We start from the raw sequence: 13,696 nt of genomic DNA on the forward strand, positions 1-13,696 counted from the left end.
GGACAGGACCCGGCCATGCTCAGAGCCGGCTGGCGCGGGAGAAGTTCATGAAAATGGGTCAATCTGGATGTAATTTATTGTAAATGTCATATTTTTTTGGGGTCAGCGCAGCCAGTAGCTGAGCAGCACGCCGGCGAAAATCGCGGTGCCGACGCGGTTGTTGTCCAGGAAAGCCTTGAAGCACAAGGCGCGGTCGCGGTGGCGGATGTCGCGGTATTGCAGCGCCATCAGCGCGGCAGCCGCGGCCAGTCCCAAGTAGTAGGGCCATAGCAGGCCCAGATGCAAGCCTATGGCTGCCATCGATGCGAGAAAAAGCATATGGAACAACATCACACTGGCGACATCAAAGTTGCCGAAGGTAATCGCCGCGGTTTTAATGCCGATCTTCAGGTCGTCTGGTTTGTCGGCAATGGCGTAGGCGGTGTCATAGGCCAGTACCCAGAGTAAGTTGGCCAGCATCAGAGCCCAAGCCAGCAATGGTACTCGGCCGGTCTGTGCGGCGAAGGCCATTGGAATGCCAAAGGAAAACGCTATGCCGAGATATGCTTGAGGCATGATGAAGAAGCGTTTGGTGAACGGGTAGCTGGCGGCCACCAGCAGCGCTGGCACGCTGAGCAACCAGGTGAGGTGGTTTAGCGGCAGCACTAGCAGGAAGGACAGAATGGCAAGCGCGGCCGCCAGCAACAGGGCTTCCCTCTCGCTCACCGCGCCGCGGGCGAAAGGGCGCTGGCTGGTGCGCGCCACATGGGCGTCGAAGTTGCGGTCGGCATAGTCGTTGATCACGCAGCCGGCCGAGCGCATCAAGAAGGTGCCCAGGCAGAAGATGGCCACCACCAGCGCATCCGGTTTGCCGTCGCCGGCCATCCAGAGTGCCCACAGTGTCGGCCATAGCAGGAGCAAGGTGCCGATGGGCTTGTCCCAGCGCATCAGCTGCTGGTAGTTGTCGTAGCGGTCGCGGAGCGTAGCAAGCGGCATCACAGGAAATCCTTCAAGGTGGGCAGGAACAGTTCGGTCAACAGCAGCGGCGCGTCGTCCAGCAGGAAACGGCAGCGCCGCGCAGGATACTCTGTTGCCGCCCTGGCGACGGCAGCCGCTTCCGCCAGCGGGTGGCTGGCGGCCAGCAGCTGGTAATGCAGCGCTTCGCGGCGCAGCTGCGGCAGCTCGCCGAACAATGTCAGGCCCAGCGAGCGGCTGCCGCGCAGCAGCACCGGCATCCAGGCCGGACAGTTGTGGCGGGTGGCGCTACGGGCGTATACCACCGGGGTTTCGTCCAAGGTCAGCAGCACATGGCGAGCGTATAGCGGGGCGCCGGCGGGCAGGCCGAGCGCGTCGGCCTCGTCGGCGAGCGCGCGGCTGTCGCCCTGATCGAGCACCTGAACGGCGAAACGGCGGCCGCCGGCCTGCAGGCGCAGGCTGAGCGAGGCGGGTTCGGTCAGGCAATCCCGGATGGGGGCGGGGAGGGCGGGCGGCGCGCAGCGCCATTGAGCATCGTTAACCATGGCGCGCATTATGCCAAAAGCCAAGCCGGCTTGTCGCTATCCGCCAGCGCCGGCTTGCCCTTATCATGCAGGCTGGATGCGTGAAGGGAGGCGGTATGCTGGACCTGTTGTTGTGGCTGCTGGCTTATCAGCTGGCGGGCGAGGCGCTGGCGCGGACGTTGGGCTGGCCCTTGCCCGGGCCGGTGCTGGGCATGTTGCTGTTGTTCGCCACGCTGTGGCTGCGCCGCGCGGTGCCGGCCACGCTCAAGAGCGAGACGCCGCGCTTCCTCGGCCATATGTCCTTGCTGTTCATACCGGCCGGCGGCGCGCTCTTGGCTTACGCGCCGCTGCTGCGGAGCCGGGGCGGACAACTGCTGCTGATCCTGTTGGCCTCCACCCTGCTTACCTTGCTGGTCACCGCCGGCATGCTGAAGCTGCTGCTGCGGGGCCGGCACCGATGACCCCGCTCCTGCCCGCCGCGATTCTGGGCTCGCCGCTGACCGGCGTGTTCGTCACCTTGCTGGCCTACCGGCTGGCGCTGGCGGCGAGCCGGCGCGGCAATGGCCATCCGCTGGCCAATCGGGTGCTGCTCGGGGTGTTGATCCTGTTGCTATGGCTGTGGCTGAGCGGCAGCAGCTATGGGCAGTATATGGAGGGGGCGCGCTTTATTCAGCTGCTGCTGGGCCCGGCCACGGTGGCGCTGGCGGTGCCGCTGTACGGCAATTTGTCTCGTCTCAAGCGCGCCGCCGCGCCGTTGTTGCTCAGCATCTTCGCCGGCGGCCTGGCCGGCATGACCAGCGCGGCGGGCCTGGGGTGGTGGCTGGGGCTGGATCGGACGGTGCTGGTGTCGCTGGCCACGCGCACGGTGACCACGCCGATCGCGATGAGTCTGGCCGGCGGCCTGGGCGGCGCGCCGGAACTGGCGGCGATGTTCGTCATCGTGTCCGGCATTCTGGGCGCGGTGCTGGCGCCGCCGCTGTTCCGTCGCCTGGGCTGGGACGACGACATGCTGCTGGGCGTGGCCACAGGGGTTACCGCCCACGGCATCGGCACCGCTCGGGTGTTCCACCTCTCCGAAGCCGCCGGGGCCTTCGCCGGCTTGGCGATGGGGCTGAATGGCGTGTTCACCGCGATGCTGTTGCCATGGCTGGTGCGCTGGCTGCAGGTCGGTTAGCATGCAGAGCGCGGTTGGCTTGGCATGAAGGCAAGCCGCCGGCGAGAAAAGGAGAGCGATATGGATTTGATCTTGTGGCGCCACGCCGAAGCGGAAGAGGGCGTGGACGATCTGGCGCGGGCGCTGACCCGGCGCGGCCAGCAGCAGGCCAGCCAGATGGCGTCCTGGTTGCGTCAGCGCCTGCCGGACAATTATCTGCTGCTGGCTTCCGAAGCCAGGCGTTCGCAGCAGACGGCCAATTATCTGGCCAAGAGTTATACCGTGCTGCCTGAGCTGAACCCGGGCGCCGAGGTGGACGAGGTGCTGGCGGCGGTGGGCTGGCCGGATGCCGAGCGCGCGGTGGTGCTGGTGGGCCATCAGCCTTATATCGGCTGGCTCGCGGCCAGGCTGCTGGCGGAGCAGCAACAGATGTGGAGCGTGAAGAAGGGCTCGGTGTGGTGGCTGAACCACCGCGAGCGCAATGGTTATGAACAGACCAGGCTGAAGCTGATGCTGACGCCGGGAATGCTGGAGCCGTGATGGACGAACAGCCCCCACCCACGACGCCCCGGCTTGTCCGGGGCGTCTTCCTTTGCGCGCCCGCCTTATGCGGTGTGCGCCAGTTCCTCGCGCAATTTTCTGCTGACCTGAACCATGGTCGCCAACGCCGCTTCCACTTCCGGCCAGTCGCGCGTCTTCAGGCCGCAGTCCGGATTCACCCATAGCTGTTCCGCTGGAATCACCTGCAGCGCCTTTTGTAGCAGATGGCGGATTTCATCCGTTTGCGGCACGCGCGGGCTGTGGATGTCGTAGACGCCCGGACCGATGGCGTTGGGGTAGCGGAAGCGGCCGAAGTCGGCCAACAGCGCCATGTCCGAACGCGAGGTTTCGATGGTGATGACGTCGGCGTCCAGCGCGGCGATGGCCGGCAGGATATCGCCGAACTCCGAATAGCACATATGGGTGTGGATCTGAGTGGCGTCGTCGACGCCGCGGCAGGACAGGCGGAAGGCCTGGCCGGCCCAGTTCAGATAGCCTTGGCGCTCGGCGCGCTTCAGCGGCAGCCCTTCGCGGATCGCCGGCTCGTCGATCTGGATCACGCGGATGCCGGCGGCCTCCAGGTCTCTCACCTCGTCGTTCAGCGCCAGCGCGATCTGGCGGCATACCTCGCTGCGCGGCAGGTCATTGCGCGTGAAGCTCCATTGCAGGATGGTGACCGGCCCGGTGAGCATGCCCTTCACCGGCTTGGCGCTGAGGCTTTGCGCAAAGCGCGCCCACGCCACCGTCATCGGCTGCGGCCGAGTGATGTCGCCGTAGATGATCGGCGGCTTCACGCAGCGGCTGCCGTAGCTCTGCACCCAGCCGCCGGCGGTGAAGGCGAAGCCGGACAGCTGCTCGCCGAAATATTCCACCATATCGTTGCGTTCGGCTTCCCCATGGACCAGCACGTCCAGCCCCAGCTCCTCCTGGCGGCGGATCGCCAGTTCGATTTCGCTTTCCATCGCTTTTTGGTAATCAGCGGCGGACAATTCGCCGCGCTTGAAGGCGGCACGGCTGGCGCGGATGGCGGCGGTTTGCGGGAAGGAGCCTATGGTGGTGGTGGGCAGCGGCGGCAGCTTGAGCCACGCCTGCTGCCGCGCGGCGCGTTGCGGATAGGGGCTGGCGCGGCGGTCGGCGTCAGCCGGCAACGCGGCGATGCGCTGGCGCACCGCCGGGCGGTGGATCAGCGGACTACCCTGTTTTTGCTGCTGGGCGAAGTCGCTGCCGGCCAATTCGCCGGCGATGGCGGCGCGGCCCCGCCGCAGACCGCGCTGCAGCGTTTTCAGCTCGTTAAGCTTCTGCACCGCGAACGCCAGCCAGGACTTGAGATCGGCATCCAGCTGGATCTCGGCGGCCAAGTCGAAGGGGCTGTGCAGCAAGGAGCAGCTCGGCGCCAGCCATAGCCGTTCGCCCAGTTGCGCATGGGCGGCCTGCAGCTGCCGCAGCATGAGCGACAGATCGGCGCGCCAGACGTTGCGGCCGTCGATGATGCCGGCCGACAGCACCTTGTCTTCCGGGAAGCCAGCCAGGAAGGCTTGCAGCTGCTGCGGCGCGCGCGCCAGATCCAGGTGCAGGCCGGCCACCGGCAGCGCCTTGAGCCGTGCCGCGTGCTCCGCCGCGCTGCCGAAGTAGCTCGCCAGCAGGATGCTGGGCGCGCCGGCTTGCAGCTGTTGATAGGCCGGAGCGAAGGCGTCCAGCCAGTCCTGTGGCAGGTCCAGCGCCAGGATGGGCTCGTCCAGTTGCACCCACTCCACGCCGGAGGCCCGCAGCGCTGCCAGCAGATCCCGATAGGCGGCCAGCAGGCCCGGCAGCAGTCTCAGCTTGTCGAAGGCCAGGCCCTTGGCCTTGCCCAGCCACAGCAGGCTGAGCGGCCCCACCAGCACTGGCTTGGCGTGGATGCCCAGAGCCTGCGCTTCGCGCACCTGGCCGAGCAGCCGCTGGGGTTGGGCGCTGAACGCGGTGTCCGCATGCCATTCCGGCACCAGGTAGTGGTAGTTGGTGTCGAACCACTTGGTCATTTCCTGCGCCGGTTGTCCGGCATTGCCGCGCGCCAGCTGGAAGTATTGTTCGGCGTCCAGGGCGGCGGGATCGAAGCCGAAGCGCGGCGGCGCCGCGCCCACCAGCAGTTGCGCGTCCAGCACGTGGTCGTACAGCGAGAAGTCCCCCACCGGCAGCAATTCGACGCCGGCGCCTTTTTGCAGCAGCCAGTGGCGCTGGCGCAGCGCGCGCGCGCCGGCTAGCAGCGCGGCTTCGTCGATCTCCTGCTTCCAATAGTTTTCCAGCAGGGTTTTCAGTTCGCGCTTGGCGCCGATGCGGGGGAAGCCCAGCAGGTGGGTGGTGGTCATGGCTTGTTCCTTGTTCCTGTTGGAACAAGCATCTGTCATTGTACTGTATGATTCAAACTCATTATTTTGTAGTTCAGCATGAATGGAATTAATGATGAGCGTACTGGAGCTTCGGCATCTGAAAAGCCTGCTGGCCTTGGCCGAAACCGGCAGCGTGTCGCAGGCGGCGCAAAGGGTTCACCTGACCCAGTCGGCACTGTCGCACCAGCTCAAGCAGCTGGAGGCGGGCTATGGCCTGTCGCTGTTCGAGCGCAAAACCCAGCCCTTGCGCTTCACGCCAGCGGGCGAGCGCCTGCTGGGCCTGGCGCGCGATCTGCTGGCACGGGTGGCGGCGGCCGAGCGCGATCTGGCGCGCATCCGTCAGGGGGAGGCCGGCGAAATCCGGGTGGCGGTGGAGTGCCATACCTGCTTCGACTGGCTGATGCCGGCGATGGACCAGTTCCGCCAGCACTGGCCGGCGGTGGAGCTGGACATCGTGTCCGGCTTTCACGCCGATCCGGTCGGCCTGCTGCTGTCCGACCGCGCCGATCTGGCCATCGTGTCCGAGGCCGAACCGCAGGCCGGCATCGTCCATCAGCCGCTGTTTTCCTACGAGATGGTGGCCATCGCCGCGCGCGAGCATCCGCTGGCGCACAAGGCGTGTTGGCAGGCGGCGGATTTTGCCGGCGAGACGCTGATCCATTACCCGGTGCCGGACGAGATGCTGGACCTGCTGCGCAAGGTGTTGCTGCCGATAGGCGTCAACCCGGCGCGGCGCACCGCCGAGCTGACCATCGCCATCATCCAGCTGGTGGCCAGCCGGCGCGGGGTGGCGGTGCTGCCGTACTGGACGGTGCAACCTTATCTGGAGCGCGGCTACGTGGTGGCGCGCCAGGTGGGGGACGGCGGCTTGCAGAGCGAGCTGTACGCGGCGCTGCGCGGCGAGGATGCCGCCCAGGTCTATATGCTGGATTTTCTGCAGACGGTGCGCGATTGCAGTTTCGCCGCCTTACCTGGCTTGTCGCCGCTGTCCAGTTGAACGCCGCGCTGGCACGGCCATGCGGTATTCATTCAGAATGACGCATGGCGCGCGGGCGGGCGGAGGCCAGTTGCCGGCGCCGCTTCCGCTGGGCTGGCCTCGAATCGCCTAGCGGATTTCCGGCTGTGATGGCGCGGGGCTTTATGTCAGCGCAGCTGAAGCAACAGGTAGTAAGCGACGTAAAGCCAGCTGAGAAAGCCGTGAATGATCGCCCAGAGCAGCGAGTGGTTGTGGGACCATGACAGGGCGACGGCTATCAGCGTCCCCAAGGTAAAGCCTGTGCGTGTTGCATTCATGAGCGGGATCCTGGATGGCGAATCGGGATTGGAGTGGGTTATACAATATATGTTGACAGCTTTTAAGCATTCGAACGAAAGATAGATCATTCAATGGGCATCAAACGACTCAACCACGCCGTGCTGTACGTCAGCGATGTGACCGGCAGCGCCGCTTTCTACCGTGACGTGCTGGGCTTCCGCCCCAAGGGCGACGCCGCCTCCAGCCGCGCGGTGTTCACCCAAGCCGCGCATTCCGACAACGACCACGATCTGGCGCTGTTCAGCCGCAATCTGGGCCAGCAGCGCTCGGGCCCGTTCAGCCCGCGCGGCGAGACTCCCGGCGCGCACGAGCCTGCCGCCGGCTTGTATCACCTGGCCTGGGAGGTGGACACGCTGAGCGAGCTCAAGCGCATCCGCGACCAACTTGCCGAGTTGGGCAAGCTGGGGATGGAGGAAGACCACGGCGTGCACAAGAGCGTCTACGGACACGATCCGGACGGCTTGCTGTTCGAGGTGTGTTGGTTTGTGCCGGAGGAATTGCAGACGGCAGCCGACAGGGAGCCGGCGGATGGCCAGCTGGATTGGACGCGCGAGCTGGCGCGTTTCATCGTGGAGTAAAGGTTTCCGGCAGGTAGCGCGCGCGCAGGATGGGCATCTGCCGCCACAGGCAGGCCACTTGGCGCGGATGCTGGCGAGCGTAGCCGGTGCTGAACACCCAGTAATAGGTTTTGCTCTGCAGCGGCGGCGAAAGCCGGCGGATCTTCAGTTCCGGGTGATGGCGCAGGTAGAGGTCGCCGGCCAGCTGGTGCAGCGCGTAGGCGTCGGTGCGGCCGGCCTGCAGCTTGGCGAAATTGTCGGCGATGCCGTGGCTTTCCTCCACCGGAACGCCGCGCGCCAGCAGGTCGCGCCCTATCGACCAGCCCTGGTTGATGCCTACCGCGCTGGAGAGGCCGCTCAGCTGATTGCCATTCCAGCGCAGCGGGCTGTCGTCCCTGACATAAAAAGCGTAACTGAAGGTGGCCATCCGCCGTTCCGGATCGGCTTGCCCCCGACGCAGCGGAAACGCCATCTGGCCGGCCCGTTCGCTCTTGTAGGACAGCAACAGCGCGCTGTCGATGCGGTTCAGCTCGAGATTCTGCACGATGCGCTCGCCGGGCTGGCGCAGGAACCGGCCAGCCAGCCGGCAGTGGCTCAGCGCCGCCTGGGCCAACTCGATGGCGCGGCCGCGCGGCGGGCTGGCGGCGGATGGGTCTTCAATCACGTAGGGGCTGGTGAGCGCGTCGCTGACGGCGATCTGGAGCGGGGCGGCCGACAGCGACAGCGGACATAGACAGGCCAGTGCGAGGACAGAGCGTGGCATGAAAAGAATCGGGTGGAGATTTTGCCCGATTCTATCAATAAATATTGAAAATTAGAGCTTTTTTCAGCGCTGATTGATTAATAATTGTCAGCCGGCATCGCCATGCTCCAGGCCCAGCTCCTGGATTTTGCGCGTCAGCGTATTGCGCCCCCAGCCCAAGAGATGGGCCGCCTCCACCCGCCGTCCGCCGGTGTGGGCCAGGCTGGCGCGGATGCAGCAGCTTTCGAAGCGCCGCGCCAGCTCGTCGGCGATGCCGCTTTCCCCCGCCTGCAGGCGGAGCCGGATTTCCTCCTCCAGCTGCCGGTCCCAGTCGCTGTCTTCGCGGCGGCTGGCGGCTTGGCCGTGCGGTTCGCGCAATTCCGGCGGCAGATCGGCCACTTCCACCGTCTGGCCCGGGGCCATCACGCAGATCCACTGGCACAGGTTTTCCAGCTCGCGCACATTGCCGGTGAAGACGCTGCGCTGGATCAGCGCCATCGCCGTCTCGGACAGCCGCTTGGGCTCCACTCCCAGTTGCGCGGCGCTTTTGGCCAGGAAGTGGCGGGTCAGCAGCGGAATGTCCTCGGGCCGCTCGCGCAGCGGCGGCAGCCGCAGCCGGATCACGTTGAGGCGGTGATAGAGGTCTTCGCGGAACTGGCCGTCGCGCACCCTCTGCTCCAGATTCTGGTGAGTGGCGGCGATCACCCGCACATTGGCCTTGATCGGCGTATGGCCGCCGACGCGGTAGAAATGGCCATCTGACAGCACCCTCAGCAGCCGGGTTTGCAGCTCGGTCGGCATGTCGCCGATCTCGTCCAGGAACAGCGTGCCGCCCTCGGCTTCCTCGAAGCGGCCGCGGCGGGTGGCCAGCGCGCCGGTGAAGGCGCCTTTCTCATGGCCGAACAGTTCCGACTCCAGCAGGTCCTTGGGGATGGCGGCGGTGTTGAGCGCGATGAAGGGCTTGCCGGCGCGCACCGAATGGCGGTGCAGCGCCTCGGCCACCCGTTCCTTGCCGGTGCCGGATTCGCCGGTGATCAGCACGGTGACGCTGGATTGCGCCAGCCGGCCGATGGCGCGGAACACGTCCTGCATCGCCGGCGCCTGGCCCAGCAGCACCGGCATCGCCTCCGGGCTGTCCGGGCCGGCGGCCTGCGCCTGGCTTTCCGCCAGCGCGCGCTCTATCAGCAGCACCGCCTGGTCGATGTCGAAGGGCTTGGGCAGGTACTCGAAGGCGCCGCCCTGGAAGGCGGACACCGCCGAGTCCAGATCGGAGTGGGCGGTCATGATGATCACCGGCAGCTGCGGGTGCTCGGTTTTGACCTTGGCCAGGAATTTCAGCCCGTCGGTGCCGGGCATGCGGATGTCGGAAATGATGGCCTGCGGCGTGGCGTCGTACAGAGCGTTGAGCGCGTCGTCGGCGCTGGCGAAGCTGTCGAAGCCGATGTCGGCGCGGGTGAGCGCCTTTTCCAGCACCCAGCGTATCGCCTTGTCGTCGTCGATGATCCAGACCGGCTTGGTCATAGGGTTGCCTCCTGAGCGTTCTTGTTGGTATCTGTCAGTTCGTGGTTTCGGTCAGCAGGGGCAGCAGCACGGTGAAGCAGGTCTGTCCCGGGCGCGATTCGAACTCTATGCTGCCGCCGTGCTGGTGGACGAAGGCCTGCGCCAGCGTCAGGCCCAGGCCGGTGCCTTCGGCGCGGCCGGTGACCAGCGGATAAAAGATATGGTCGCGGATGTCATCGGGGACGCCGGGGCCGTTGTCGATGATCTGCAGTTTCAGCGCCAGTTGGTGGCGCTTGCGCGCCAGCGTGGTCTGGCGCGCCACCCGGGTGCGCAGCACGATCCTGCCCTGGCCGCGCAGCGCCTGCACCGCGTTGTTGACGATGTTGAGCACCACCTGGATCAGCTGCTCCTTGTCGGCGGACAGCAGCGGCAGGCTGGTATCGTAGTCGCGGATCACCGCCAGTCCCTGCGGATGCTGGGCCAGCGCGATGCTGCGCACCCGCTCCAGCACCTCGTGGATATTGATCGGACCGCGGCTGTGGCTGCGGTGCGGCGCCAGCAACCGGTCCACCAGCGCCTGCAGCCGCAGCGCTTCCTCGGTGATGACCGCGGTGTATTCCTTCAGTTCGGGCCGGTCGGACAGCTCGTGCTCCAAGAGCTGCGCCGCGCCGCGGATGCCGCCCAGCGGATTCTTGATCTCGTGCGCAAGGTTGCGGATCAGCTCCCGGTTGGCCTGGTGCTGCAACAGCAGCCTCTCCTCGTTGGCTATCTTCAGCTGCTGGTCCAGCGGCCTCAGCTCGATCAGCGCCAGGCTGCCCTCGGCGTCCATGTCTATCGGCGTGATCGACAGCGCGACGTGCAGCACCGCGTCGTTGTGCTGCGGCTTGAGCTCCAGATCGTGTTCGATGTAGCTGGCGCCCTGCTGCAGCGCGGTGGACAACGCCTGCTGCAGCGCGGAGCTGGGCTGGAACAGCTCCAGCAGGCTGTGGCGCAGCATTTCGCGGCTGCCCAGCGCCAGCAGGTTTTCGCAGGCGGGATTGACGAAGCGCAGCGAGGCCGCGGCGTCGCAGATCAGCACCGGCGTGTCTAGGAGTTCCAGTCCGGCAAAGCTGGGTATCGGCATGAGGTTCCGGTTTCGGGTGGTCGGCGCGCGCGCATCGCGCATGACATTGCACAGCAATAAGCGGGCCAGCTCCAGGGCGGGCGGGGAGGCGCTGCGATGCGGCGCGGCGGAGCGCAGGTGTCGTAGTTTGCACCAACTTGGTGCAAGTAGCCATCACATGCCCAGTTCGCGTTTCAGCGCTTCGACATTCTTCTGGCGGTCGGTGACTTCGTCCTGCAGCTTCTGCACCCGGTCCAGGTATTTCTGATAGTTGCGGGCCTCGTCGCCCAGCCGGGTGGCCTTGCCATCGGCCAGCGCCTTCTTGGCGGCTTCCAGCGCCTTCACCTCGTTGGCCAGTTCCTGTTCCAGTATCTTCTTGCGGCCGCTGTTGCGCTGTTTCTGGGTGTCGGCGTCGACATTGGGGTAGCCGCCGGAGGCGGCGGGCTTGCCGGCGGACGCGCCGTTGTCCCTGCGGCTGGGATAGGACGACAGCGGGCTCAGCTTGATCGGCTGCGCGCCGCGTATCGGCACATTGGTGTAGGTGACGTTGCCGTTGGCGTCGACGTATTTGTAGATGGTGGCCGCCTGGGCGCCGCCGCAGGCCAGCAGCAGAATGAGGGCTAATGTTTTCATCGTCTGTGACTGGTTAGGGTGCTTTTGCATGATAAGCAAATCGGGCGGCGTCGTCATATAAGCTTAAGACGGGACGCAAAAAAACGGCAGCCGCGGCTGCCGTTTTTGCAAGCGCCGGTTGGCGTTTAAAGCGAGTAGTACATCGCGAATTCCACCGGGTGGGTGGTCATGCGGGTCAGGTTGACTTCCTGCATCTTCAGCTCGATGTAGGCGTCGATCCAGTCGTTGGAGAACACGCCGCCGCGGGTCAGGAACTCGCGATCCTTGTCCAGCGCGGCCAGCGCTTCGTCCAGCGACGCGCACACGGTCGGGATTAGCTTGTCCTCTTCCGGCGGCAGGTCGTACAGGTTCTTGTCGGCGGCGTCGCCCGGGTGGATCTTGTTCTGGATGCCGTCCAGGCCGGCCATCAGCAGCGCGGAGAAGCACAGGTACGGGTTGGCCAGCGGGTCCGGGAAGCGGGTTTCGATGCGGCGCGCCTTCGGGCTGGCCACGTGCGGGATGCGCACTGAGGCGGAGCGGTTCTTGGCGGAGTAGGCCAGCTTCACCGGGGCTTCGTAATGTGGTACCAGGCGCTTGTAGGAGTTGGTGCCTGGGTTGGTGATGGCGTTCAGCGCCTTGGCGTGCTTGATGATGCCGCCGATGTAGTACAGCGCGGTATCGGACAGGCCGGCGTAGCCGTCGCCGGCGAACAGGTTGACGCCATCCTTCCAGATGGACTGGTGCACGTGCATGCCGGAGCCGTTGTCGCCGACGATGGGCTTGGGCATGAAGGTGGCGGTCTTGCCGTAGCTGTGGGCCACGTTGTGCACCACGTACTTCAGGATCTGGGTCCAGTCGGCGCGCTGGGTCAGCGTGCTGAAGCGGGTGCCGATCTCGTTCTGGCCGGCGGTGGCCACTTCGTGGTGGTGCACTTCAACCGGTACCCCCAGTTCCTCCAGCAGGAGTACCATGGCGGAACGGATGTCTTGCGACGAGTCCACCGGCGGCACCGGGAAGTAGCCGCCCTTAATGCCCGGACGATGGCCCATATTGCCGCCTTCGAACTCTTCCGCCGAGGCCCAGGCCGCTTCTTCGGCCTTGATCTTGACGAAGCAGCCGGACATGTCGGCGCCCCAGGTGATGCTGTCGAAGATGAAGAATTCCGGCTCGGGGCCGAAGTAGGCGGTGTCGCCGTGGCCGGAGGCCTTCAGGTAGGCTTCGGCGCGTTTGGCGATGGAGCGCGGGTCGCGGTCGTAGCCCTTGCCGTCGGCCGGGTCGATCACGTCGCAGTGCATGAACACGGTCGGCTCGTCGAAGAACGGATCGATGCGGGCGGTGGATGGGTCGGCCATCAGCAGCATGTCGGATGCCTGGATGCCTTTCCAGCCGGCGATGGAGGAGCCGTCGAAGGCATGGCCGCGTTCGAACCAGGCGTCGGCGTCTTCCAGCAGCACGTGGGCCGGGATGGAGACGTGCTGTTCTTTGCCGCGGGTATCGGTAAAGCGCAGATCGACAAATTTGACGTCGTTTTCTTGGATCAGTTTGACTACGTCGGCTACGGCCATGGTTTATCTCCTGAAAGGCAACGTGCACCCAAGGGCAAGTGCGAAAAAATCGGTACGCCCGGCTTTAAGCAGAAAGCGTGCCAGCTCCAAAATCGCTGCTGTTGCATTGTGTCATAGGCGGATGGGCTTAGCCAGCCGGCTGGGATGCCGGTTATCGAACCAAACTGGTGCTGATGATTTTGATGTGCACCAATTTGGTGCGATTTGCCAGTCATGCCGACTGGATCGATAATCGGCGACATTAAGCCAATCGTGTTGCAGGAGGAAACCAGCATGAGCAAAGTGAACCAGATTCTGCAAACCGCCCACCAGCGGGCGGAGCAGCTGCAACTGCCCTACAGCGGCGCGCTGCTGCCCGACGAGGCTTACGAGCTGCTGCAGTCGCTGCCCAAGGCGGTGCTGCTGGATGTGCGCAGCCATGCCGAGTGGCAGTTCGTCGGCACCGTGCCGCAGGCGGTCAACATCGAGTGGCGCAGCTATCCGGGCATGGTGGCTAACCCCAACTTCATCGCGCAGCTGACCCACCAGGTGGACCCGGAGGCGGTGCTGATGGTGATGTGCCGCTCCGGAGCCCGCTCCGACGAAGTGGCCCGCCTGGCGGTGAATTCCGGCTATAGCGAGGTGTACAACGTGCTGGAGGGCTTCGAGGGCGATCGCGACGGCGCCGGCCACCGCAATTCGCTGGGCGGCTGGCGCCAGCGCGGCCTGCCCTGGGTGCAGGGCTGAGCGCAGACCGCGCGGCGGCGGTTGAAGTTTGCCGCGTTAC

The 13,696-nt window shown here is 65.6% G+C and carries 15 protein-coding genes; 6 read left to right on the plus strand and 9 right to left on the minus strand.

Annotated elements, in window-relative coordinates; genetic code table 11:
* Positions 1 to 102 precede the first annotated feature (102 nt).
* The gene (gene ubiA, locus BI347_RS05625; RefSeq protein ID WP_071113683.1) at positions 103 to 975 is read right to left on the minus strand and encodes a 4-hydroxybenzoate octaprenyltransferase; all 873 of its coding nucleotides are present in this window, start codon (positions 973 to 975) and stop codon (positions 103 to 105) included.
* Positions 975 to 1,499, minus strand: coding sequence for a chorismate--pyruvate lyase family protein (locus BI347_RS05630; protein ID WP_239690825.1), 525 nt, complete (start codon positions 1,497 to 1,499; stop codon positions 975 to 977). Before BI347_RS05630 ends, ubiA begins: the two co-directional genes overlap by 1 nt.
* Positions 1,500 to 1,594: 95 nt before the next feature.
* Between BI347_RS05630 and BI347_RS05635 the strand changes: the two genes are divergently transcribed.
* From BI347_RS05635 to BI347_RS05645, 3 genes are read left to right on the plus strand one after another with little or no spacing between them, the layout of a single operon-like run.
* Positions 1,595 to 1,939, plus strand: coding sequence for a CidA/LrgA family protein (locus tag BI347_RS05635; protein WP_071115479.1), 345 nt, complete (start codon positions 1,595 to 1,597; stop codon positions 1,937 to 1,939).
* A complete protein-coding gene (locus BI347_RS05640) occupies positions 1,936 to 2,652 on the plus strand; it encodes an LrgB family protein (RefSeq protein ID WP_071115480.1) in 717 nt (238 codons plus the stop codon). Before BI347_RS05635 ends, BI347_RS05640 begins: the two co-directional genes overlap by 4 nt.
* Before the next feature lie 60 nt (positions 2,653 to 2,712).
* A complete protein-coding gene (locus BI347_RS05645) occupies positions 2,713 to 3,171 on the plus strand; it encodes a SixA phosphatase family protein (RefSeq protein ID WP_071113687.1) in 459 nt (152 codons plus the stop codon).
* Between the two features lie 65 nt (positions 3,172 to 3,236).
* Here the strand turns inward: BI347_RS05645 and metE are convergent, their stop codons facing one another.
* Entirely contained in the window at positions 3,237 to 5,516 is a 2,280-nt protein-coding gene (gene metE, locus BI347_RS05650) for a 5-methyltetrahydropteroyltriglutamate--homocysteine S-methyltransferase (RefSeq protein WP_071115481.1), read from the minus strand.
* Positions 5,517 to 5,607: 91 nt separating this feature from the next.
* On the opposite strand from metE, the gene BI347_RS05655 reads away from it, so the two are divergent.
* A complete protein-coding gene (locus tag BI347_RS05655; protein WP_071115482.1) occupies positions 5,608 to 6,534 on the plus strand; it encodes a LysR family transcriptional regulator in 927 nt (308 codons plus the stop codon).
* A 146-nt stretch (positions 6,535 to 6,680) separates the two neighbouring features.
* On the opposite strand, the gene BI347_RS24130 is transcribed toward BI347_RS05655, so the two are convergent.
* Positions 6,681 to 6,830 (minus strand): hypothetical protein, encoded by a 150-nt coding sequence (locus BI347_RS24130; RefSeq protein WP_167359403.1) that lies wholly within the window; start codon positions 6,828 to 6,830, stop codon positions 6,681 to 6,683.
* Positions 6,831 to 6,923: 93 nt separating this feature from the next.
* Between BI347_RS24130 and BI347_RS05660 the strand changes: the two genes are divergently transcribed.
* On the plus strand, positions 6,924 to 7,430 hold the full coding sequence (locus BI347_RS05660) for a VOC family protein (protein WP_071113690.1): 507 nt from the start codon (positions 6,924 to 6,926) through the stop codon (positions 7,428 to 7,430).
* Here the strand turns inward: BI347_RS05660 and BI347_RS05665 are convergent.
* The 5 genes from BI347_RS05665 to glnA form a co-directional block, all read right to left on the minus strand.
* Positions 7,417 to 8,172 (minus strand): substrate-binding periplasmic protein, encoded by a 756-nt coding sequence (locus tag BI347_RS05665; protein WP_071115483.1) that lies wholly within the window; start codon positions 8,170 to 8,172, stop codon positions 7,417 to 7,419. The genes BI347_RS05660 and BI347_RS05665 overlap by 14 nt on opposite strands.
* Positions 8,173 to 8,259: 87 nt before the next feature.
* The gene (gene ntrC, locus BI347_RS05670) at positions 8,260 to 9,672 is read right to left on the minus strand and encodes a nitrogen regulation protein NR(I) (RefSeq protein WP_071115484.1); all 1,413 of its coding nucleotides are present in this window, start codon (positions 9,670 to 9,672) and stop codon (positions 8,260 to 8,262) included.
* A gap of 34 nt (positions 9,673 to 9,706) precedes the next feature.
* The gene (glnL, locus tag BI347_RS05675; RefSeq protein WP_071113762.1) at positions 9,707 to 10,774 is read right to left on the minus strand and encodes a nitrogen regulation protein NR(II); all 1,068 of its coding nucleotides are present in this window, start codon (positions 10,772 to 10,774) and stop codon (positions 9,707 to 9,709) included.
* A gap of 153 nt (positions 10,775 to 10,927) precedes the next feature.
* Positions 10,928 to 11,386: a DUF4124 domain-containing protein gene (locus BI347_RS05680; protein ID WP_071115485.1), complete on the minus strand. Its 459-nt coding sequence runs from the start codon at positions 11,384 to 11,386 to the stop codon at positions 10,928 to 10,930.
* A gap of 125 nt (positions 11,387 to 11,511) precedes the next feature.
* Positions 11,512 to 12,930, minus strand: a complete 1,419-nt coding sequence (gene glnA, locus BI347_RS05685; protein ID WP_071113694.1) for a glutamate--ammonia ligase — start codon at positions 12,928 to 12,930, stop codon at positions 11,512 to 11,514.
* Positions 12,931 to 13,203: 273 nt separating this feature from the next.
* Between glnA and BI347_RS05690 the strand changes: the two genes are divergently transcribed.
* Positions 13,204 to 13,656 carry a rhodanese-like domain-containing protein gene (locus BI347_RS05690; RefSeq protein ID WP_071113695.1) on the plus strand — a complete coding sequence of 151 codons (453 nt, stop codon included), beginning with the start codon at positions 13,204 to 13,206 and terminating at the stop codon, positions 13,654 to 13,656.
* The last annotated feature ends 40 nt before the right edge of the window (positions 13,657 to 13,696 follow it).

The organism is Chromobacterium sphagni (genome assembly GCF_001855575.1).
GTDB classification, from domain to species: Bacteria; Pseudomonadota; Gammaproteobacteria; order Burkholderiales; family Chromobacteriaceae; genus Chromobacterium; species Chromobacterium sphagni.